At 62.0% G+C, this 20,533-nt stretch carries 19 protein-coding genes; 7 read left to right on the top strand and 12 right to left on the bottom strand.

Annotation, left to right across the window (positions count from 1 at the left end; translation table 11 throughout):
- The first annotated feature begins 420 nt into the window (after nucleotides 1-420).
- Nucleotides 421-1,071 (top strand): YceH family protein, encoded by a 651-nt coding sequence (locus HT585_RS15870; protein ID WP_176353831.1) that lies wholly within the window; start codon nucleotides 421-423, stop codon nucleotides 1,069-1,071.
- Nucleotides 1,072-1,152: 81 nt separating this feature from the next.
- Here HT585_RS15870 and HT585_RS15865 read toward each other — a convergent pair whose 3' ends face one another.
- The 6 genes from HT585_RS15865 to HT585_RS15840 all read right to left on the bottom strand — a co-directional run bounded on the left by HT585_RS15865 (nucleotide 1,153) and on the right by HT585_RS15840 (nucleotide 8,771).
- On the bottom strand, nucleotides 1,153-1,314 hold the full coding sequence (locus HT585_RS15865; protein WP_176353830.1) for a hypothetical protein: 162 nt from the start codon (nucleotides 1,312-1,314) through the stop codon (nucleotides 1,153-1,155).
- Nucleotides 1,315-1,822: 508 nt separating this feature from the next.
- Entirely contained in the window at nucleotides 1,823-2,671 is an 849-nt protein-coding gene (locus tag HT585_RS15860) for a sugar phosphate isomerase/epimerase family protein (protein ID WP_176353829.1), read from the bottom strand.
- A complete protein-coding gene (locus HT585_RS15855) occupies nucleotides 2,668-3,993 on the bottom strand; it encodes a DUF6005 family protein (protein WP_176353828.1) in 1,326 nt (441 codons plus the stop codon). Before HT585_RS15855 ends, HT585_RS15860 begins: the two co-directional genes overlap by 4 nt.
- Nucleotides 3,990-5,270 (bottom strand): AMP-binding protein, encoded by a 1,281-nt coding sequence (locus HT585_RS15850; RefSeq protein WP_176353827.1) that lies wholly within the window; start codon nucleotides 5,268-5,270, stop codon nucleotides 3,990-3,992. Before HT585_RS15850 ends, HT585_RS15855 begins: the two co-directional genes overlap by 4 nt.
- Nucleotides 5,267-7,003, bottom strand: coding sequence for an IucA/IucC family protein (locus tag HT585_RS15845; protein ID WP_176353826.1), 1,737 nt, complete (start codon nucleotides 7,001-7,003; stop codon nucleotides 5,267-5,269). Before HT585_RS15845 ends, HT585_RS15850 begins: the two co-directional genes overlap by 4 nt.
- Nucleotides 6,987-8,771, bottom strand: coding sequence for an IucA/IucC family protein (locus tag HT585_RS15840; protein WP_176353825.1), 1,785 nt, complete (start codon nucleotides 8,769-8,771; stop codon nucleotides 6,987-6,989). The genes HT585_RS15845 and HT585_RS15840 overlap by 17 nt, the downstream gene beginning before the upstream one ends.
- Before the next feature lie 171 nt (nucleotides 8,772-8,942).
- Here HT585_RS15840 and HT585_RS15835 point away from each other — a divergent pair, with 171 nt between their 5' ends.
- A complete protein-coding gene (locus tag HT585_RS15835; RefSeq protein WP_176353824.1) occupies nucleotides 8,943-9,323 on the top strand; it encodes a hypothetical protein in 381 nt (126 codons plus the stop codon).
- A gap of 15 nt (nucleotides 9,324-9,338) precedes the next feature.
- On the opposite strand, the gene HT585_RS15830 is transcribed toward HT585_RS15835, so the two are convergent.
- Nucleotides 9,339-10,169 carry a helix-turn-helix transcriptional regulator gene (locus HT585_RS15830; protein ID WP_176353823.1) on the bottom strand — a complete coding sequence of 277 codons (831 nt, stop codon included), beginning with the start codon at nucleotides 10,167-10,169 and terminating at the stop codon, nucleotides 9,339-9,341.
- A gap of 7 nt (nucleotides 10,170-10,176) precedes the next feature.
- Nucleotides 10,177-10,431, bottom strand: coding sequence for a DUF1127 domain-containing protein (locus HT585_RS15825; protein ID WP_246707700.1), 255 nt, complete (start codon nucleotides 10,429-10,431; stop codon nucleotides 10,177-10,179).
- A 208-nt stretch (nucleotides 10,432-10,639) separates the two neighbouring features.
- On the opposite strand from HT585_RS15825, the gene HT585_RS15820 reads away from it, so the two are divergent.
- A complete protein-coding gene (locus HT585_RS15820) occupies nucleotides 10,640-10,885 on the top strand; it encodes a hypothetical protein (RefSeq protein ID WP_176353822.1) in 246 nt (81 codons plus the stop codon).
- A gap of 120 nt (nucleotides 10,886-11,005) precedes the next feature.
- Here HT585_RS15820 and HT585_RS15815 read toward each other — a convergent pair whose 3' ends face one another.
- Nucleotides 11,006-11,449 carry a hypothetical protein gene (locus HT585_RS15815; RefSeq protein WP_176353821.1) on the bottom strand — a complete coding sequence of 148 codons (444 nt, stop codon included), beginning with the start codon at nucleotides 11,447-11,449 and terminating at the stop codon, nucleotides 11,006-11,008.
- Nucleotides 11,450-12,070: 621 nt separating this feature from the next.
- Between HT585_RS15815 and HT585_RS15810 the strand changes: the two genes are divergently transcribed.
- Nucleotides 12,071-12,862: a COG3904 family protein gene (locus HT585_RS15810; RefSeq protein ID WP_176353820.1), complete on the top strand. Its 792-nt coding sequence runs from the start codon at nucleotides 12,071-12,073 to the stop codon at nucleotides 12,860-12,862.
- 50 nt (nucleotides 12,863-12,912) lie between these two features.
- On the opposite strand, the gene HT585_RS15805 is transcribed toward HT585_RS15810, so the two are convergent.
- Entirely contained in the window at nucleotides 12,913-14,376 is a 1,464-nt protein-coding gene (locus tag HT585_RS15805) for an MFS transporter (RefSeq protein ID WP_246707699.1), read from the bottom strand.
- A gap of 142 nt (nucleotides 14,377-14,518) precedes the next feature.
- Between HT585_RS15805 and HT585_RS15800 the strand changes: the two genes are divergently transcribed.
- Nucleotides 14,519-15,424 carry a LysR family transcriptional regulator gene (locus HT585_RS15800; protein WP_176353818.1) on the top strand — a complete coding sequence of 302 codons (906 nt, stop codon included), beginning with the start codon at nucleotides 14,519-14,521 and terminating at the stop codon, nucleotides 15,422-15,424.
- A 189-nt stretch (nucleotides 15,425-15,613) separates the two neighbouring features.
- The gene (locus HT585_RS15795; RefSeq protein ID WP_176353817.1) at nucleotides 15,614-17,683 is read left to right on the top strand and encodes a prolyl oligopeptidase family serine peptidase; all 2,070 of its coding nucleotides are present in this window, start codon (nucleotides 15,614-15,616) and stop codon (nucleotides 17,681-17,683) included.
- A gap of 25 nt (nucleotides 17,684-17,708) precedes the next feature.
- On the opposite strand, the gene HT585_RS15790 is transcribed toward HT585_RS15795, so the two are convergent.
- Both HT585_RS15790 and HT585_RS15785 read right to left on the bottom strand, forming a co-directional pair.
- Nucleotides 17,709-18,383: a hypothetical protein gene (locus HT585_RS15790; protein ID WP_176353816.1), complete on the bottom strand. Its 675-nt coding sequence runs from the start codon at nucleotides 18,381-18,383 to the stop codon at nucleotides 17,709-17,711.
- Nucleotides 18,384-18,546: 163 nt separating this feature from the next.
- The gene (locus HT585_RS15785; RefSeq protein ID WP_176353815.1) at nucleotides 18,547-19,452 is read right to left on the bottom strand and encodes a LysR family transcriptional regulator; all 906 of its coding nucleotides are present in this window, start codon (nucleotides 19,450-19,452) and stop codon (nucleotides 18,547-18,549) included.
- A gap of 195 nt (nucleotides 19,453-19,647) precedes the next feature.
- On the opposite strand from HT585_RS15785, the gene HT585_RS15780 reads away from it, so the two are divergent.
- The gene (locus HT585_RS15780; protein WP_176354203.1) at nucleotides 19,648-20,487 is read left to right on the top strand and encodes a type 1 glutamine amidotransferase domain-containing protein; all 840 of its coding nucleotides are present in this window, start codon (nucleotides 19,648-19,650) and stop codon (nucleotides 20,485-20,487) included.
- Nucleotides 20,488-20,533: the final 46 nt, after the last annotated feature.

Here is a 20,533-nt window from a genome sequence, read left to right as displayed (position 1 = left end):
GTTTCGAGAGGCGTCGCCGACCGCTGCGGCGGCGGTCCCGCTTGGGTAACCGCTGGCGATCTGGCGACGTGAGGCAAGGGAGGGCAGTGAGTGGAATCAGCTTGAAATTGACCGGCACCGTATCGACGCGAACTGCGGCGCAATCGTGATCGGTTAAACGGCCCGACCCTGGTTGATGAAATAAATACAAGGCGAGGTATGGGCCTCTCCCCGGCGCCTGACGGCGGTCGTCGCAGACCAGATATCGACCGTGGCAAGCGCAAAGCAACTTGGCCTTGGTCGCGCAACGGTCTATCGAGGGACGCGGTTCGGCCGGCTGGAGATTTCCGAGCGTTCGCCCCAAGATGGGTGGACGAGGCAAGATCATTCCGGTCGGAGAACTCGCGCTGCCATTGAACTCGTGCCGTGAAGAGTGAGCTTATGAACACCAATCCAGACACCGATTTCCCTGAACTCAATGCGATCGAAGCGCGCGTTCTTGGCTGTCTGATCGAGAAGAAGGAAACCACGCCTGACGTCTATCCGCTGACGCTCAACTCCCTCCATTCCGCCGCCAACCAGAAGACGGCGCGCGATCCGGTGATGGCGCTGGAACAGGCGGACGTGCATCGCGCGCTCAACTCGCTCTCCCAGAAGGGACTGGTCCGTCAGGCCTTCGCTTCGCGCGTCGAGCGCTACGAACATCTGGCCGCCAACCGGTTTTCGCTGACGTCGCCGCAAATCGTCGTGCTCGGGCTGTTGTTGCTGCGCGGTCCGCAGACGGCCTATGAGCTTTGGTCCCGCAGCGAGCGCATGGCACGCTTCCAGTCCGTTGAAGATCTCAAGGACAATCTCGATCTAATGATTGGGCGCCGGCCCCCGCTCATCGTGCAGCTGAACCGCGGCGCCGGCCAGCGTGAGGACCGGTTTGCACATCTCCTGTGCGGCGAGGTCGATCAGGCGGCCACCGCCGCGCCGGGCGCAACCTCGTTTGGCGGTACCGGTCTTTCCGAACTGGAGCAGCGCCTGCGGACTCTTGAAGAGACAGTTGCGATCCTCCAGGCGGAAGTTGCCGCTCTCAAGGGAAATTGATTGCAGGCAACACGCAATTGCTGCCTTGCTAAGGTCGGCGGTCAATGAAAATTCCGGGCGCCATGACGCCCGGAATTTTCATCACTTTCCGGCGGAAGCGGCCGACTGTCTTGCGGTTTCCGCTTCGCCGATGGCGGCGGCGCATTCCTCGCAACAGACTTCCACCGTCTTGCCACCAAGCTTGACCTTGATGCTGTTCTGGTCGAGTTCGCAGTCGCAGGCTGCACAGGTTTTCTGGGTCATCGTCTTCGTTTCCTCTTTTTGATTTCGACCACAGGAGAAAATCACTTGCGCTGCAGCGGCGCTGTTAGATTCTTTAGCGATCTGACGGGGCAAGGACGCTGGCAACGGGACAGGTCAGTTCCGGTAAACACAGGCCGCGCGGCCATGGGCAACGGAGAGATATTCGCCCAAGCGCGCGGCGCCCCCAGGCCGGTGACGGCCAGGGCGCAAATCCAGCGAACCGGTCCAGCGGACCAGCCGCCCATCGCGGACTATGAAAAATTACCCCATAAAAGTTGATTGATTTTCATCGGAGAGATCGCCACAGTAGCGAGGTAAAGCACAGCTCGTCCGCCTCAAGACTAAAATGAGCAAAGCGGCGAACGAGGCAGTATTTCGGTGCTTCAAAACGATATCAATTAAGAATTTTCCATACGAAAACAACAAACAAAAAATGGGCCCGGGCATATACAGCCAGGGCCATTTTTTTGTCGGGTGCATCGGCCAGAGTCGATGATCCCCCGTTCGATCACAAAAAGTTGACTGTGCGTCGAACGGGCTCGCGTCCCTCGATCACACGACGCACCTGTCGGCGGTCGCGTCGAAGAATGTCGAGGCAATCATTGCCGAACCATTCCAGCGATGCATCGACCTGTCCGTCCTCCTCGATCTCCAGGAGAAAATCGACATAGTTGAGCGTACCTTCGAACAATGGGGTCATGCCGTCGCGGCGGCCGGCAGCGGCGTAGACGTTGGCCGGCTCGAAAACCGGGAGGTCCGATCGGTCGCAAACGTTCTTCAGATGGTAGTGGCGGATATGCGGTTTCATCTGCCGATGGATGACGATGGGGTCGTCGCCGCCTTCCCAGACGTGGAGCGTATCGAAATTGATCGCGAAGGCGGGGTGATCGACCTCCTCGATGAGGCGTAATGTCGAGGCTGCAGTGTCAGCCAGCGTCTTCGGATGCGTCTCCGCCAGCAGTTGAATGCCGTAGCCGGCAGTGATCGCGCATATCTCTCTCAGCCGCTGCGCGATCAGCTGCCGCTCCTCACTGGAGACGCAGAGACTGCCGCGGCTGCCGGCGAAGGTGCGGATCTTGCGGGTCCGCCAGCGGCGGGCGAGCCTGCAGAGCTCAACGGTCTTGTGCCTGAGCGTTTCCGGGTCGGCGTCGAGCGGCAGATAGTCGCTGATCATCGGCACCTTCAGCCCGAAGGTGTCGAGCCAGTCGGCGTTGCGGTCGGGCTGTTGCGCCAGATTGCGCGCATGCGCCCCCCAGAGCTCGATGCCCTGGAAATCGTTGGATTGTGCCCAGGCGGCGATTTCGCCGAGCGACATCAGATGATGACGGAACGTGATCGTGCACAAGGAGATGTTCATCGCGCAACCCTCTTCAGCATGGACTTATTCAGCAGGGAGATATCGGCAGCAACGTTCTGGTCGCACCAGAGATCGAAGATTTCTGCCAGCTTGCCTTTCAGCTTCGTCTCGATCCGGTCTGCTTCCGCCAGCCGCTCGAAAACCGGAGCGGCCAATGCGCGCTCGCCGGTCTGGCTCAGCTTCATGCAGTCGTAGTGCAGCGTTTTCAGCGCCTGGACCAGGGCCTCGATCTCTTCGCACCAGCCTTCGAATTCACGCGCCGGCAGCTTCAAAGCCCGCCAGAAAAAGGCAAAGCCATGCTCGTAAGCGTATTTGCGGATGGTGATGATGGGCAGTTCGCGCACGGCCGCAGTCAGATCGGCGAGGGTAACGCCGCCGCGTCCCTCCAGATGCGCTGTGACGATCTCGCGCACCGCGTCGGCAAGCGGATTGCTGCTCTTGACGAAGCAAGCGTCGAAATAGGCCTTGAGGTCTTTGGCCGCTGGGGCTCGGGTCTCGGCATTGTCAAAGACATAGCCGCCGCCGACTGTTGGCTGCATGACCGCATGGATCACTTTGTCCCGGGCGATCTCGCCTTCCCAGCGGTAATCGGGATCGTGCACGAACCATGTGTCGGGATCGGCAGTTTCCTGCAGCATGAGGTAGTGCGGGAAGGGGTTCTGGTTGAACTTGTTCTCGCGCTCCGGCAGGTGGAACATGTCGAGCATGACCATGACTGACCCGGTGTATGTGCGCCGACGGACGAGATCGAGCATCACGGCGAGATTTTCGCTCTTGCTGATGTCAGGGTCGTACCATTCGCGGACGGCAACGCCGTAGAGCCGCTGAAACCACGCACGGAAGAATTCCTGGGTGATGTCGGGTGCGTGATAAAGCAACTGGAAGCGGTCGCTGAGCGCGAATTTCGCGTCCCAGACGCCGAAGTAGAACGGCCGGTGATCGAGGCCCTGCCGCTTCAGCCCGTCGCAGACGCAGCTGACGAAGCAATGCACCTTGATGTCGTAATAGGCCTCGCCATGCACGCCCTCGTCGGTCGTGCCGCCGGTCAGCGGAAACGACGGGACGACGGTCGCCACAGCCTTCGGCTGGTAGAGGGCGACGAGGTCGGCGACGGTCTGGACATCCTGGCGGGCGATCGCCGCTTCGGGAACGCTCAACCCGTATTCCAGCTCCAGATTGAGGAAGATCTGCAGGATCAGGACGGAATCCAGATAGAGGTCTTCGTTAAGCCGTGCCTCCGGGCCGAAGCCGTCGAGATGCGGATGCATCATCTGCTCGCTGAGGACCGTGTGGATTGCTTGCAGGGTTTCGTCGCTGGTCATAACGCTGCTCCGGAGATCGGTTTCACGAACTCGCCGGCGGCGTGGCGCGCTGCCACCTCGCGGCGGCTTATCTTGCCGTTCGCTTGCCGCGGGATGGCATCGACCTGGCGGATGTCCATCGGCAGTTGATGGCTGGCGAGGTGCTGGATGCACCATTCGCGGATCGCCCGCGGCGCAACCGTTTCGTCGCTGCTGAACAACAGCGCGACCCGCTCGCCGGCGAAACGGTCGCCCATGCGGAAGGCAACGGCATCGCTGACGCCTGGCATCGCCATCACCGCATCCTCGACGTCGCGGGGGTAGACGTTGAGGCCAGAGACATTGATCATGTCGTCCATGCGCGACACGAAGACCAGCATGCCGTCATCGCGGCGATAGCCGAGATCGCGGGTGTGGATGGCGATGCCATCGTCCTTCGTCACGACGATCTCACCGGCACGCTCGGCACTGCTGCCTGTCTGCGGCAGAAGATGCGGCAGCACGAAGCCTATCTCGCCGGCGGCGGTAACGTCAGGATTGATGGCGATGCATCCAGCTTCCGAGCAACCATATTGCTGGAACATGTGCCGGCTCTTCGCCCTGATCTGGGCGAACCAGGGGTCCGGCAGAAGGGTGCCTGATGTCATCGTCGCGTGGATCCGTTCGCCCTCCGGCAGAAGCCGGGCAAGCGTGTGAAGGATGGCTGGCGAGGAGTAGAGCAGTGGCCTCTCGGTTTCGCGCAGGATCTTCAGGAGGTATTTCGGATTGGCGGTGTTGACCACAACAGGTGTCTGGCCGCGCTTGAGCGCCACCAGGATACCGCAGATCAGACCGTAAGAATGGGTGGTCGGGCAGGCGACGACCGGCGTCATGTCCGCCGGCTCGCGGAAGGTGGCGATGTAGCTTCCGATCTCGGCGTCGATATCTTCCCAGCTTCGCGCCACACATTTTGGCGCGCCCGTCGTGCCGGAACTCATCTGCAGAAGTGTGCCGACGGGCGAGATATTCGCCGGCCGTTCCAGCGCTTCCGCCGTCAGGCTGTTATAGAACAGCCAGTCGCAGCCGGCGCCGATCGCAAGCTTGCGCGCTGCGGCATAGGGTGTAGCCGGGTGGATCGGCAACACACTCGCGCCTGCCTTGCGGATGGCGAAGAATAATGCCAGCCAGTCGACGGTTTCTGTAAAGCAGACCGCGTAGCGTCCGTCGTCGCGGTCTTTCAGGCCGATTCGCCCAGCCAGGCGGGCGGATGTCTCGTTGAAATAGGCGCGGTCATAGAGCCTGTCGTCGATGCGGATCATGGCTTTCTCTTTCGTTGAAGCTTGTCCGCGGCGAGCGCATTGAGCACCACGTGGTGGTACTCCGGCTTGCGCGCGAAAAGCTTCCTCGTCATCAGGGATTCGGTGAGGATTTCGGGCTTGTCGTGGCCGAGTTGTGCCTGCCTGCCAACCATGCCGTGCCTGTGCGGGTAGGATGCCAGCAGGCTGTCGACCCGCTGCCAGAACAGCGGTTCGCCAAGGGCGTAACAATGGGCGAGAAGGTGGCTGATTTCGCTCAAGTTGTACACGAACAGCGTGTCCATCACCAGTTCGCGCAGCTGATCCAGATTATCCGTCCAGTAGAACTGGTCCGGCTCGGCATCGCGGTAGGACGGATGCAGAGACAGAAAATCGGGCGCCTTCTCCGGTTCGCGCAGGAACGCGAGTGAGAACTCGATACTCTCGTGAAAATCTCGCAGGATCAACCGCACCGGCCAACCGTCGCGGTGGACGAGCAGCATGTTCTGGCCATGGGCCTCGACGGCGATGCCGTGATAAACGAGCAGATGCCAGACGGGCAGGACGACGACCTCGAGCAGCCGGTTAATCCACGGCATCAGGCCGAACCGCCTGATCCAGTGGTCGGCAAAGGGCCGCCCGTCCGTCTCCATCATCATCAACGCGGTGAAGGGAATGACGGCTTCTCCGGCCGAAAGCTTTGCCTCGGCACTCTCTCGCCATATCGCACCCACTTGTCCCGCCAGCGGCTCGTCGGCATCGGCGATGATGCCGGCATATTCCTGCAGGACGGTCAGGGGATAATCTTCGTCAAACACCGGGTCAGACACGACGATCTCGCCGATCCAGCGGGAGATGACCGGCGCCGTGCAGACCGAGTGCGGCTCGAGGATGCGCCGCGAGGACGTGTTGACGATGTTGAGTGGCAGCTTGATGCTGGCTGCCAGCGGTCGGTCCCGGTTGAGCAAGGAGCGCACCGATTGCGTGGCCGTGTAGTGGTCGCCGGCAGGGCCGAGGCAATGGACGTCACCGGCTGCGATCCAGCCGGAGGCGAGCGTCTCGCTCAGATTGCGCCATTGCCAGGGATGCATCGGCACCAGCCCGAAATCCTCAGTGGAGGCGCCGAGCTTTTCTCGCATGCGCTGAAGATGAGCCCAGGTTTCAGCGCCGATCTCGGCCCGCCAGAACGCTTCTTCGGCCGCGGGCAGTGACTGGCGCAGATGGCGGCGGGCGACGAGCAGCCAGACGAGCTGAAACGACTGGCCGGCCTCCGGGCCGAAGAGCGCATGGTCGGCGGGGGAAAAGCCGGTGCGCGCCTTGTAGCAGGGATGGTAGGGATGCCCCTCGTCGATGGCGCCTTCCAGCTCGGCGAAATCCATCTTCCGGCGGGGGCGGGTGGCTAGATGGCGGTCGTTCCACTCTGAAAAGGCAATCGTCTGCTTCATCTCGTTCAAGAGCTTGGCTCGGGCAATGCCGGTGCCGGGCAGGCTCGAAACCACAAGCGGGAGCGACGCCTCGTTCCAGTTTCCGTCGCTCGTCTGCATTTGCACCGATCCCGGCAGCGGCCGAATTCGCCCGAATGCACCGAGGATTGCGTCGCACCGGAAGTCGCGGTCGGCGAGCGTCCAGCGAAAATGCGCGGTGCCGTCGCTGTCGCTTCGGCGCGCCTCGACCACGCCTTCGAACAAGAGGGCGGCGACGAGCTGGCGAAGCACCCGATCGTCAGGGCGTCCCTTGATATCAAGAGGCAATGGCATGGCTTGTCCTTGCTGCCGTCAGCGCCGCCGGTGCCCGCAACGGGTTTTGAACTGGGCGATAAAGGATCGGTGCGTGGTCGGATTGCAGTTCGTCGACATTCAACAGCCGGGTGGTCAGATTGGCCTTCGACGCGATCGTCGGCAGGTCGAGCACGTGCCGGGCAAAGTCGCGTCCGGCGCCGGTCATCGCGCGGCTGCATTGCTCCAGGTGGTTTCTCAGCACGCGCAGAAGCGTGACCTCGTCGCACAGTCCGTCGTGGCCCATGCGGCTGATGACGGAAAAGACCTGATTGACGATGAGGTAATAGGCGAAGCGGTCGCGGATTTCGCTTTCGGGAAAATAGAGCGACGGGATCGTCCCGGTTTCGGGGACGTAGCTGGAAAGCAGGCTGCGATAGCGTTCGGAGAGATAAAAACCCTGGTTGTCGCGATAGTAGCTGACCGAGGGGTAACCCGCGCCGACATCGAGCAGGCTGTTCTGCTGGTGCGCTTCGAGCGCAATGCCATAGTCGTCGTAAAGCCGGATCAACGGTTCGACGGCGCAATCGAGATAGCGCTGGAACCAGGCGATGCAGACGTCGGCCAGAGGCTCAGCCTCCCGCGTGGCCAGCGTGCGCAGCAGTTTTTCGAGCCTCGATGGCGTTTGCGGAAGCGGGTCGGCCGTCAGTGCAGCCACGGTTATGACGCCTTGCCCCCGGTCGCGCGAGAAAGGGTTTTCGCGCAGGATGACCTCGAAGCCGCTCTCGCTCTCACCCGGTAGATCGAGCGTGATATAGGCCGGGTCCTGGATGATCCGGAAGTTTGCCGAGCGCTTGGAAAAGCCGATCCTGTCGATCAGCCTGGCCATGGCGACACCGGCCTCCAGCTCCTGCCTTCGGTTCAGGCGGACGGAGTTGGTGATACGCACCGGCAGCGAAAACTTCAGCATCCAGTCTTCGTCGGCTCCGTAGACCGTGCGGACGGAGGATGTGGCGCTGAAGAGCGAGCCCGCCGGGCCGAGGTGACGCAGGATGCCGGACTGCTGCATCGCCCGGATACGCGGAACGAGAAGCAGGGCTTCCGCCTGCAGCGGGTGCATTGGCAGCAGGAATTCGTCGTCGCCAAGACCCAAGCCTTCCGGGTTGTGCCCCAGGAGAGAACGAACGATGTCCGGCGCCTGTGCCGGGCGGGAGGATGCGTGACTGACATGGTCCATCTTCGCTGCGAAGTAATGCAGCTGGAACCGGCCACGCAGTTCCGGCGCATAGCTCTCCTGTTGCCAGTAGGTCATGCCCTGCCGGCTTTTCGGCGTCGGGTGCAGCCAGTGCCCGAAGACAAGAGACTGCTCGGCCTCGAGAAATTCACCGGGGTCCTTTGGACCCGGTAGTGCCTTGTCGATGTAGAGCGCGGTCTGTTGGTAGCTTTCGAGCACCCGGATCAGAAGTTCGAGCTCGAAGCCGCGCAACGCGTCTGTCTGGCCTGCATCATCCTGGCGATAGGCGGCCTGAACCAGCATATGGAGCGCGGACATCAGTTCCATCGGCCGCCAGGATGGATCGGAGACGTTTCGCCCCCAGGCTCTGCCGAAGTGAAGCGGGCCACAAATAGACGATGAGGTGACCTCCACGCGAAGGATCATCTGCTGGCGGGGAAGCGACCATTCGATGCTGTCGCAGGTGCCGCCAGCGCTCCGATGCATCACCGGCGTGCCGGGATTCACCTCCCGGAGGTAGCAGTTGGCGAAGCTTTGAAAGGTCGCAGTTTCTGCGATTTGCCTAGACGATGTCATGTCTGTCGATCCTCGGCACGCGACGTGCAAAGTCGCGCAATCGCGTCGCGTGGGAGGGGCAACGCATTGAATTTTCTTACTGAACGGATTTAGATTGGCGCGACTTGCGTCACGCACGGTCTGCCGGCCGCCCGTGGAGGCGGATGGGCTTGGCGAAGGATCGGGCCGGTTATGAACCGGGTGCCACATGAGGGCGATCCGGACGGGCACAATGGGCGGCGTCCGCCGCAGTGGTTGCTGCGGACGGACGCAGTGCGCGTCGGCGCCATTGCCCGCAAGGCGGTGAAGATAGACGCGCCAGTCGCCAGGCCCCTGGGAAGAAACGGACCGGTGCGGCCGCGTTCCGCTTCCAAAGGCAGGCGTCCGTTACGGCATTCCGGTGCGCTCATCTTCCACCCGTCTCAGCTTTCGGCGCGGTGCTTCAGCATGCGCTTTCAAACAAAGACGACCGGCTCCGGATTTTTTTTCACCGATCCTGGATTTTTTATGATTTTTTTTGTCCACTTAAATTTCGCCGTGAACAGCCACGTGGCCGTTGCCGGCGCCGTGTGACGACGGCGCTGAAGCCTAGCGAAGATGGAGGGCGCGTTGGAATTCCGCCGGTGTGCGTCCGTAGGCATGCTTGAAGGAGGCGCTGAAATGGCTGTGACTGGAAAAGCCGAGGTCGAGGCCAAGGGCCGTCAAGTCACGGCAGGAGCCGAGCAGATCCAGCGCCCGTGCAAGCCGCAGCCGTAGCTGGTAGCGGTAGAGCGGCATGGCTTCGACCTGCTGGAACGTCTGGGTGAGGTAGACCGGCGACACGCCGACCTCTGTTGCCACCTCGGCCAAGGTCCAGCGGCGGGCGAGATCGCCCGACAGAACCAGCTTGGCCCGATCGACCAACTTTGCCCGCCCATAGGTGGTGGCAGCGCCGTGCGACGTGCGCTCGCCGAGCGAACGTCGGATCAATGTCAGCGTCAGGGTCTCGGCTTCGAGCGTTTCGGCGACCCCGCGATGAAGGCTATAGCGCAACAGGGCGACCAGCGCCTGCGCCCGTGGATCGATGCGCCGGCGCGGTCTTTTGAACAAGGCAAGCGCGCCAGAGCGAAATTGCTCCTTCGGGGCGAGTTCGCTGAGGATGGCTTCGTCCACCTGCACCTCGAGACAGGCGTCGCCGCCTTCGATCGGGTGGCTGACGCGGTAGTCTTCGCCGTGGTTGAAGAAGATCACCTGATTGGATTCAGCCACCGTATCGGCTTTGCCGACGTGCCGTATGAAGACGCCGCGATAGGGATAAACGAGGCTTGTTCGATGCGCACATTCCTCGCCGCTCTTCCCACGGCACGAACCATCGCACACCACGTCGCGAAGCGAGGCGATCGACGTGTCGAGAAGCGTGAGGCACGAAAACTGGGACATTGCCGTCCTATTCGTCGCGTTGGTAGAAATCGTTATAGGCCGCCGCACGCGACAGGCCAATATCCTTCAATTGATGATCGGAAAGCGCAAGCAGATCCAGGCGTCCCCGCCGGGTGTCCATCCAGCGCGAAACGCGCCGAAACAGCCGCCAGGGGAAGCCATGCGCTCCGAGTTCGGCCGGAGCCGCAAATCGTTGCCGCGGCGCGATCATTCGGGCGGAAACATAGATCAGATTGGCGTGGGATGAAGCTGTGTCAGACATCGGGTCATCTCCCTTCATTTCGTTTCCGATGATGGCAGAATGACGCGTTGTGGCAGCGGTGGCTGTCAGATTGTTTAGCGATCGGTGAGAGCTTGCCGGCGTGCCCGACAAGGGGCACCCCCGAATACCAAAGTCGCTGCAAAAGTACGACTTTAGTCGCTTTGCAGGTCCCTGCCGCGGGACTATTCTTTATCCGGGAGGATCGCTCATGACCAAGATTGCCGTACCGCTGGTCAGCCACGGACATCCGGATCGTGAGCCGGATTGCGAATGCGCGGTTGAAGATGCCTTCCTGGATCTGGTCGAGCGTGCGGAGGCAGCGGGCTGGACGTCGGACGAAGTGGCGGATTGCCTCGTCAACCTGTCGCACAAGCATCGCACGACACTTAACGAGGACATCCACATGCTTGAGGAGATCACCTGCTCACTGCTGATCTCAAGAAAGCTGCACTAGGATCCGCCGTCGTCTTGACCCGGTTGACGTTTCGCTCCTGAACATAAGCACCTTGTCCGCTGGTCGATGCCGCGAACGTGCGTAGGCAGACCTCGTTTTCCCACTTCAACGATCACGGCTTCAGGCCGGCACGAACTTTCCGTCGTATCGCACGCGAAAATTCCGGCGCTGGGCGTCTTCCTGGAAGCAAAGGAACACCAGTTCGAGATCGTTGGCGCTGCTACGCCGCCCAAGCAGGCTGAGCGTGATCACGATCACGCCGCCATAGGCACGCGTGAGATCTATTGCAGCCCTGCGAATTTCATTGGTGCCGGCGTCGTCTCTATCTTCCCGCCGCTCGTACACCTGAAAGAAACGTGCCGTCTCCCAGGCCGATCGCAATGCCTCGGTTACCTGGTCCTTGAACTCGTCCGCCGACCTGCCCTTGCTCCATGAAATGGTCTGCTCGGTGTGATCGCTAAAGATGTCGAGATAACCGTCATAGTCGTCCGGATCGGAAAAACACCGCTCGATCATCCCGAACGCTACGTCATCGGAAATCGCTGCCTTGAAGAATATCGTCATCGAATCGCCAACCCTGCCTTGAGCGCCTATGTTGTCAAAGCGTCGGCGACGTATCTAGTCCCCAGTGCGCCCGATCAATGAAGTATGAGCGTTTATCCTTTCGCAGCAGGGGCTTGGCCCCGGTTGGGTGTAACGGTCGGGTGGACAAATGGGCACGCTTCGCTAGGCCCGAATCCTCGACGTGCCGGCAACGGCTTCGATGATCGCGCCAGGGATCTCGTCTGTTGCTGCTTATATGAGTGTTGCCTTATATTTGTGGTCCGTGCTATCCTCGATTTCATTCCCCATGGGTGCAACCCGTATTCTCATTTCGCATTCCGACGCAGAATCTTCGTGGCCGCATCGGATGCGCTGGTCGTTTCGATACTCATATTTGCAGCATGGAAATCTGTTTCGTCCGGCAATGCATCGGCGATGCAAGCGACCGGAAGAGTGCACCGTTTCGAACGCCGAAGGAGAAACAGGCGGGGAGCGGAAACAGGCGGGAGGAGGTGTGCTTCTTTGTTCGTCAGGGCATGTCCACGCGATTTATTTCAGCGTTCAGTGGCCATAGGCTGCCTGTCGGTTGGGCTGATGCTCTCCGCCGCAACGGGTCGCGCATCGCCGCCGGAGGGCGCGGACATGCAGTTCTTCGTGGTGCGCAGCGGCCAGCCCGGGTGCGAGCCGACCTGCCCGGAGTGGGTATCGGCGGAAGGCACCATCGTTGACGAAAGCCCGGCCCGCTTCAAGAAGCTGCTCAAGTCGCTCGGCGATCGTCGCCTGCCGATCGTGGTGACGTCGCCCGGCGGAGACGTCGACGCTGCGTTGGCGATCGGGCGCATGATCAGGGCGCGAAAGCTTGACGTGGCGGTCGGCAAGACCCGCTTCGTCGGCTGCCAGCCGGAGGAGCGGGACTGCAGGGCCAACGACGACAAGGGCGCGCGCCACGTCGGCATCGCCTATTCCGGGGAAGCTTATTGCAACTCGGCCTGTCCGCTGATGTTTGCCGGGGGCACGCGGCGCGTGGTCGGCGAATGGGCGTTCCTGGGCGTGCACCAGATCACCACGACCTACGTTCAGATGGAAACGCAGTATCGGATGAAATACCGCGTCGTGAACGGCAAGAAGAAAGTCACCAGCAAGAAAGTCGTCGGCCGAAGGAATGTCGGCGGTTACAAGACCTATGAGATGAGCAAGGCTACCGAGCGCAAGCTGGAAGCGTACCTCACGGACATGGGCGTCGATCGTGCCGTCGTCAATCTGATGAAGGTCACGCCCGCGACCGATATCCGCAAGATCGAGCCTGTCGCGATGCTGGAGATGAAGCTGACGACCAAACTGGGGGGCGTCGAATTGCTGACGTCGATCGAAGTCTGCCGAACGGTGCCGGCGGCCGGCAACTGCCGGGTGTTTACCTCGGTGGATCTGGAGTAGAGGCCGGTTTGCTCGCTACGGACGCGACTGCCAGCCCGCCTTCACCGCGTTCAATTTCGAAGCCCCTCACTGGGCGACGCGGAGCGGCCCGCCAAAGCACGACCCGCGAACGCAATGGCGATAGCCAGAAGAATGAGCCCCGCCGCGACGGCAAAGGTGACGCGCATGGCTGATGCGGCGGCCTCGGGCGGTGCCGTGGCGATGTCGGAGGTCGCCGACGCCAGGGAAAAAACCGCACCCATGACCGAGGCGCCGGTGACGAGCCCCAAGTTGCGCGACAAGTTGAGCACGCCTGAAATGACGCCGCGGCGATCCGGTGGCACGTCTGCCATGACGGCGGTGTTGTTGGCCGCCTGGAAGAAGGCGTAACCGGCGGTAACGATGACGATGGGCGCAAGGTAGCCTGGGATGCCGAGCGTTGCCGGCAGAGTGGACAATCCGACAGCGCCGGCCGCGACTGCCGTCAGTCCGGTCAGTATCACCAGCCCTGCGCCAAAGCGATCGACGAGGCGTCCAGCCGGTACGCCGCTGATCGCAGCAACGATCGGGCCGACCGACATGACCAGGCCGATCACGGCCGCATCGAGCCCCAGAGCGCGCGTGAGATAAAAGGGACCGACAACCAAGGTCGTCATCATCACCGTCGAGACCAGCCCATTGGTGATCAGGTTCGCGCTCAAGGCCGGATCGCGAAATGTTGCCAGGCGTATCAGTGGGAATGCGACCTTTGTTTCGACCATGGCAAAAGCCCCGACGCCAAGGACCGCCGCCAAGAGAAGAATGACATTGAGCAGGCCGAAGTGGCCGCGTCCGATGGTCATGGCAAGCGCGTAGGCGGCCAGCACCGATGCCAGCACGAGGGTGCCGAGCACATCGAAGCGAGCGGGAGAGCGCGTCGTGGCCTTGCGGTCGGCCGGCAGATGGCGATGCGCGAGAACATATGTGAGGATACCGAGCGGTACGTTGACGAGGAAAAGTGCGCGCCAGCCGAAGCCGGCAATCAGCGCCCCGCCGAGGGGCGGCCCGAGTGCGGTGCCGATGGCGGACATCGTTCCGAGCAAACCCATGGCGCTGCCGGTGCGTGCCTTCGGTACTGTTTCCGCAACGAAGGCCATGGTAAGCGCCATCATGATCGCCGCGCCGAGCCCCTGTAGCGCGCGGGCGACAATCAGCAGCCAAAGCGTCGGGGCAAGGCCGCTCAAGCCGGAGGCCAGCGTGAAGACCGCGATGCCACCGAGGAGCAGCCGTCGCCGCCCGACAATGTCGCCGAGCCGACCGACGCCGACGATCAGTGTGGTGATTGCGAGCAGATAGGCGAGCACCACCCATTGCACGTCCTGGAATGGCGCCTCGAAAACATGGGCGAGCGTCGGCAGGCCGACATTGGCGATGCTGGTGCCGAGTGCGGACAACAACATGGCGAACGACAGGCTGGCGAGCGCCCAACGGACGGAATGCGTCCGTTCGCCGCCTTCGAAATCTGGCCCGGTGGGCGCTGAAACATCTCTCGTCAAGACAAACTCCATCTGCTGGCAATCTCCGAATTGGAGCGGTCAGAAGCCTAGGTCTTTCCGTGGCGTGGCGGAACGCGCATGATTTGCACTTTATTCATGCACGTGACGCCACATCCCGATCACGCTGCGCTATACTGAGCGGATGGCGAAACCCGATCTCAATCTGCTGGTCCAACTTGACGTTCTGCTTGCGGAAAGCAGCGTTGCGCGTGCGGCCGAACGGCTGAGGCTCAGCCCTTCGGCCATGAGCCGGGCGCTGGCGCGGCTGCGAGAGGTGACGGGAGATCCGCTTCTGGTGCGTGCGGGGCGCGGCCTTGTTCCGACCCCGCGGGCGCTGGAACTGCGCGAGCGCGTCGGCCAACTCGTCGACGATGCCGAGGCGGTCCTGCGCCCGGTGGAAATGCTGGAGCTCAGCCGGCTTGTGCGGACCTTCACCTTGCGGACGAGCGAAGGGTTCGTGGAGAACTTCGGCCCAGACCTGCTTCGCCGCATCTCCGCTGAAGCGCCAGGTGTCCGCCTGCGCTTCCTGCCGAAGCCGAACAAGGAAAGCACGGCTCTGCGCGACGGCAGCGTCGATCTGGAAACCGGCGTGATCGGGCTTTCGACCGGCCCGGAAGTGCGCACGCAGGCCCTGTTCCGCGACCGCTTCGTCGGTGCCGTCAGCAAGGAGCATCCCTTGAGCCAAGGCCCGGTGACGACTGCCGGCTATGCCGGCGGCCGGCACGTGCTCGTCTCCCGGCGCGGTCTCGACCGGGGTCCGATCGACGACGCCCTGGAAACGCTCGGGCTCGCCCGGCAGATCGTCACCACGGTGGGAGGCTTTTCGGCGGCGCTGGCGCTGGCGCGCGGATCGGACCTGATCGCCAGCGTGCCGGAACGCCATACCGGAAACCTGCGCGCCGGCATGCATAGTTTTGCACTGCCGGTCCCGGTGCCCGAGGTTACGGTTTCGATGCTCTGGCACCCCCGGCTCGATGCCGATCCGGCGCATCGTTGGCTGCGCGGCTGCGTTCGGGCGGTTTGCCTGGTGCAGCTTGCCGATCACTGAACGGATGCGCCGTTCGGGCTGGGCGCGACGGCATGACCGGGGCGCCCGGGTGACCGATCTGCAAGCCATGCTGGCCCAGCATTCACCCGCCTTGAATCGGCCTTTGACATTGCAAAGCCAGGTGACGAGACAACATATACCGCTGCGGCACCTCGCGATTGCCCTTCTGACATTGTTTCTGGAGATTTGATGACCAAACCCATCCACTCACCGCTTCCCACGACTGCCGAAGATCCGTTCCTTTGGTTGGAAGACAGGACGTCCAAACCAGCGCTCGACTGGGTGCATGGTCAGAACGCGCGGACGAAGGAGAGGCTGCAGGGTGATGCTTCGTATCAGCCGCGATATGAAACGGCGCTGGAACTGATGACCGCAGAGGACAACATCGCTGTCGGCTATGAATTGCGCGGCCATGTCTACAACTTCTGGCAGGACAAGGTGAACACCCTCGGCCTCTGGCGTCGCACCACTGTCGCCTCCTACAAGACCGACAAGCCGGAGTGGCAAACGATCATCGACTTCGACGCGCTTTCGGCAAAGGAAGGCGTCAGATGGGTGTTCAGCGGCGCGCGCCGTCTCTATCCGGCTTTCAACCGTTGCCTCCTGAACCTGTCGCCGGACGGCGGCGATGCCAGTGAAATGCGCGAGTTCGACATCGAAACCGGGACCTTCGTCGACGGCGGATTTCAGGCGCCCGTTTCAAAATCGAGTTTCAGCTGGCTCGATATCGATACGGTCATCGTCGCGGCCGCCTTCGAGGCGGAAGAGAGGACGCAATCCGGCTATCCTCGCGTGGTCAAATTGTGGAAACGCGGAACAAGTCTTGCCGAGGCGGTGCCGATCTTCGAGGGAGAGGTCGAGGATCTTGCCGTTGGCGGCGCACTCGAATTCGACGGCGACACGCAATACCTGCTGCTGACGCGATCGATCGATTTCTATTCCGGCCATCATTTTGTCAGGCTCGCTTCGGGCGAAAACCGGCGGCTGCCGTTGCCCGACGATGTCTGCGAGATTGCCCTTCTGAAGGGTCAGATCGTCTTCAGCGTGCGTAGCCCCTGGTCCGCTCCGGGCGGCGCCACATGCCTGCCCGACGGGCTCTACGCCTTCGATTTCAAGCGCTGGCTGGAAATGGGCGACATCGGTGCCATCGAGACGGTGCTGCCGCCGGCAGAGCGCGTTTCGATCGCGCATGTCGCAAACACGCGTGATCGCCTGTTCATCAGCCTCATGGACAATGTCCGCGGTCGCGTCGTCTATGCGGAGCGCAGCGGGCACGGGTGGTCACTCACTCCCGTCTCCTTGCCCGAAAACGGCAATGTCGGCATCAGCCATATCAATCAGTTCGGCTCCAGCGTTTCGTTCTCCTTCACCGACTTCCTGACGCCGAGCTCGATCATCTGGTCCGATGATGACGGCGAGACGCTGGCGACGGTCAAGGCGCAGCCCGCCCGTTTCGATGCGTCCGACCTGGTCTCGGAACAGTTCGAGGCCCGTTCGAAGGACGGCACGCTCATTCCTTATTTTGTCGTTCGGCGTCGCGACCAGAAGGAGCCTGTGCCGGCCTTGCTCTACGGCTACGGCGGCTTTGAAGTTCCGCTTTTGCCCGCCTATGCCGGCCTGCGCGGTAAGCTCTGGCTCGAAAAGGGCTATGCCTATGTCCAGGCCAACATCCGCGGTGGAGGCGAGTTTGGACCACGGTGGCACCAGGCGGCCCTCAGGGACAAGCGGCAAAACGCGTTCGACGACTTTGCCGCTGTTGCGCAAGATCTGGTGCGGCGAGGGATCTCGACTCCTTCAATGCTCGGCATTCAGGGCGGGTCGAACGGCGGCCTGCTCACCGGCGTTTCCTTGGTGCAGCGACCCGAGCTTTTCGGGGCTGTCCTCATCGAGGTGCCGTTGCTTGACATGCTTCGTTACACGGAATTGCCGCCGGGCGCGTCCTGGATGGCCGAATACGGCGATCCCACGAAGCCCGAAGAGGCGGCGTGGCTGGCAACCTATTCTCCCTACCAGCACGTCGCTGATGATGCCGATTATCCGCCGGTACTGCTGACGACGTCGACCGCCGACGACCGGGTGCATCCCGGCCATGCGCGCAAGATGGCCGCACGCCTGCAGGCCGCAGGTCACGCGAATGCGCTGTTTTTCGAGGAAACGGAAGGCGGCCATGGTGGGCGGGGCGACCGCCGGATACAGGCAGCGCAGACGGCGATGAAGTATGTCTTCCTGGAGCAGGCGCTGAAGGGCGCGACGAAGTGACCGCAGGGTCAGCTGATAACGGCTCCTATCCGATGGCCGGGCGTTTCGACGCCCGGCCACGCAGCGCCTGGTGGCTGATGGCGACGAGATAGGTGGTCAGGAACAGGATGCCGACGAGTTTGAAACCCTCTTCGACGAAGGTGGCCCCGCCGACATGGATCGGGGCCATATCGGCGGCGAAGGACAGCCCCATCGCCAGGACCGAACCGACAAGCAGCAATCGCGGCGTTTCTGCCCGAACGATGTAGGCGCAGCAGCAGAGCGCAGCAAGCAGGATCATGTGCGGCACGAGTACGACTTCTTCCGGGATGCCTGTGGTTGCGACTGCCTCATGCAGCATAAGGAAGTCGTCGATACCCATCAGAGTTGAAAAGAGCCCGCCGGTAAGCAACGTTCGCCTGAGAGCCGGGGGCTCTTCGGCGGCCGTTGCCGCAAAGGCCTGAAGTGCCGCGGCTGCGCCAACGATCCAGAAGATGATCCCGATATTCGAGACGATGCCGAAATAGCCGGGGTTGCGAGCGATCGCGTTCGGGTCGCGAACGAGATCGTAGTAATCGATGCCGAAGCCCTTGTCGGCAATAACGAGCGATGCGAGCATGATGACGGAAACGAGGATGACGGCGATGATCGTGCCGGCCTCCGATCGATGCCATTTGCCGGTTCGTGCCGGGGGCGAATGCGTCTGTGCCTTGGCACTCATGGCGTCTCGTCCTCGCGTTGTCATGGCCAATCGGAACTGAACGCGAGCGATCCCGCCCATATTTTGTGACAGTTTTGTGACTTGGGCGGTGTTGAGGGCACTTTGGCGCGCTTTGTTGCATCGGTCCAACCGCCCTTTTGCGCCCTTTTCGAGACTCCCCCGGTCAACCCTGCTTTTCGCTCAAGACGTCGATCAGTGCGCGTGACGCGGCGGAAAGCCGGCGATTGGGGGCGTAGACGATCGAGATCGGTCGGGTTCGTCCGTTCATGCCGATGAGGAGCTCGACCAGTCTCCCCTGCAGGACGGCACGCTCGACGACAAAATCATACGTTTGGCAAATACCGGCGCCTTGCTCGGCCATCGACATGACGCCGAGAACGTCGTCGCTGACCACCAGTCCGCCGGAGGAGGGCGCCCATTCGAAATCCCGGCCGTTGTCGCGGAACATCCATGGCGCGAACCTGCCGGTGCTCGGCATGACGAACGGCACGCAGTCGTGGTGATCGAGATCGGCAATGCTCTGAGGAGCGCCGTGACGGGCGACATAGTCGGGTGAGGCGACAAGGCACATCACCCCGTCCTCGATCTTGCGCGCAATGAGGCCGCTGTCCGGCAACGGACCCATGCGGATGGCGAGATCGAAGCCTTCTGCGACGAGATCAACGTTGCGATTGGTGATGTTGAGCTCGACTTCGACCTTCGGATGAAGAGCTCGGAACCGACTGAGCTGAGGCGGCAGCCGGAAGTGGCCATATGTCGTCGGTACGCTGAGGCGGACGCGCCCGGCGACCTGACCGCTGCCGCCTTGAATGGCCCGTTCGGCGTCGTCGATGGTCGAGAAGGCGGAACGCGCCTGGTCGAGAAAATGCTGTCCGTCGTGGGTGAGGCCGATACGCCTCGTCGTGCGGCGCAAGAGCTGGCTGCCTAGCCGCGCTTCAAGCCTCGAGATGGCGCGGCTGACGACGGAGGGTGTCGTTCCCAAGGCGATGGCGCCGGCCGTCAACGATCCATGCTCGGCCACCGCGACGAACACTTCGACATCGGCGAGATAATCGAAACGACGGGCCATTTTTGTCTCCGGAGAACAGATGATTTGAATTGGAGATCATTTATCGCCTTCGATGGCGATAATAAAGTTCCGCCAGTCCAGCGAAACCAAAAGGTGATCTGACGCCGGCTTCGGAATGAGGGCTGATAAGGCCCTGCTGTTTGCACCGACGGACGACGCCACCCATCCCTGAAAGTAAAAACCATGACCCATCCGATGAAATGGCTGCGTGGCGTTGCCGCCGCGCTCGCCCTGACCTTTGCCTCAGCCGACGCGCATGCCGCCAAGGTGCTTGTCGTCCTTTCCGGCTCCGATCATCTCGATCTCAAGGACGGCAAGGTGTTCCGCACCGGATTCTACCTCAACGAGTTGATGCAGCCGGTGAAGCTGCTGCTCGATGCCGGCCACGAGATCACCTTCGCCACGCCTGGGGGCCAGGCACCGGCCGTCGACCAGACATCCGTGGACCCGGCTTATTTCGGCGGCAGCGCCGATCAGATGAAAGTGTACCAGGACCTGCTCGATGAACTCGCCATCACATCGCCCGAGAAGTCGCCGGTGATCGGCCTCGCTCGCGTCGCGCAGATCGGCTATGCGACCTTTGATGCGGTCTACATACCCGGCGGTCACGCACCGATGCAGGATCTGCTGCATGACCGGCAGCTTGGGCAATTGCTCGCCTACTTCCACGAGAACGGCAAGGTCACCGCTCTGGTCTGCCACGGCCCGATCGCGCTGCTTTCGACATTGGCGGATACAAAAGCACTCACGGATCAGCTCGAAGCCTGGCAACAGCCTGAACGGCCGACGTGGATCTATTCGGGCTACCGGATGACCGTCATCAGCAACCAGGAGGAGGAACAGGCCAAGGGCCTGCTCAATGGCGGCGCGATGAAATTCTATCCGCAGACGGCGCTCGAGGCGGCAGGCGGAAACTACGAGAGCAACGCCGCGCCCTGGCAGGCAAATGTGGTGATTGATCGCGAATTGATCACCGGGCAGAATCCGGCCTCTGCCTTGCAGGTCGGGGAAATCCTCCTCGAACGGCTAAAATGACGACGGCAACGTCGTGATTGCAAAATTGACCTCGCCATCTGAGGAA

This window comes from Ensifer oleiphilus (genome assembly GCF_013371465.1).
GTDB classification, from domain to species: Bacteria; Pseudomonadota; Alphaproteobacteria; order Rhizobiales; family Rhizobiaceae; genus Ensifer; species Ensifer oleiphilus.
Note: the sequence above shows the minus strand (reverse complement) of the source record. Positions and strands in the feature narration are given on the sequence as shown.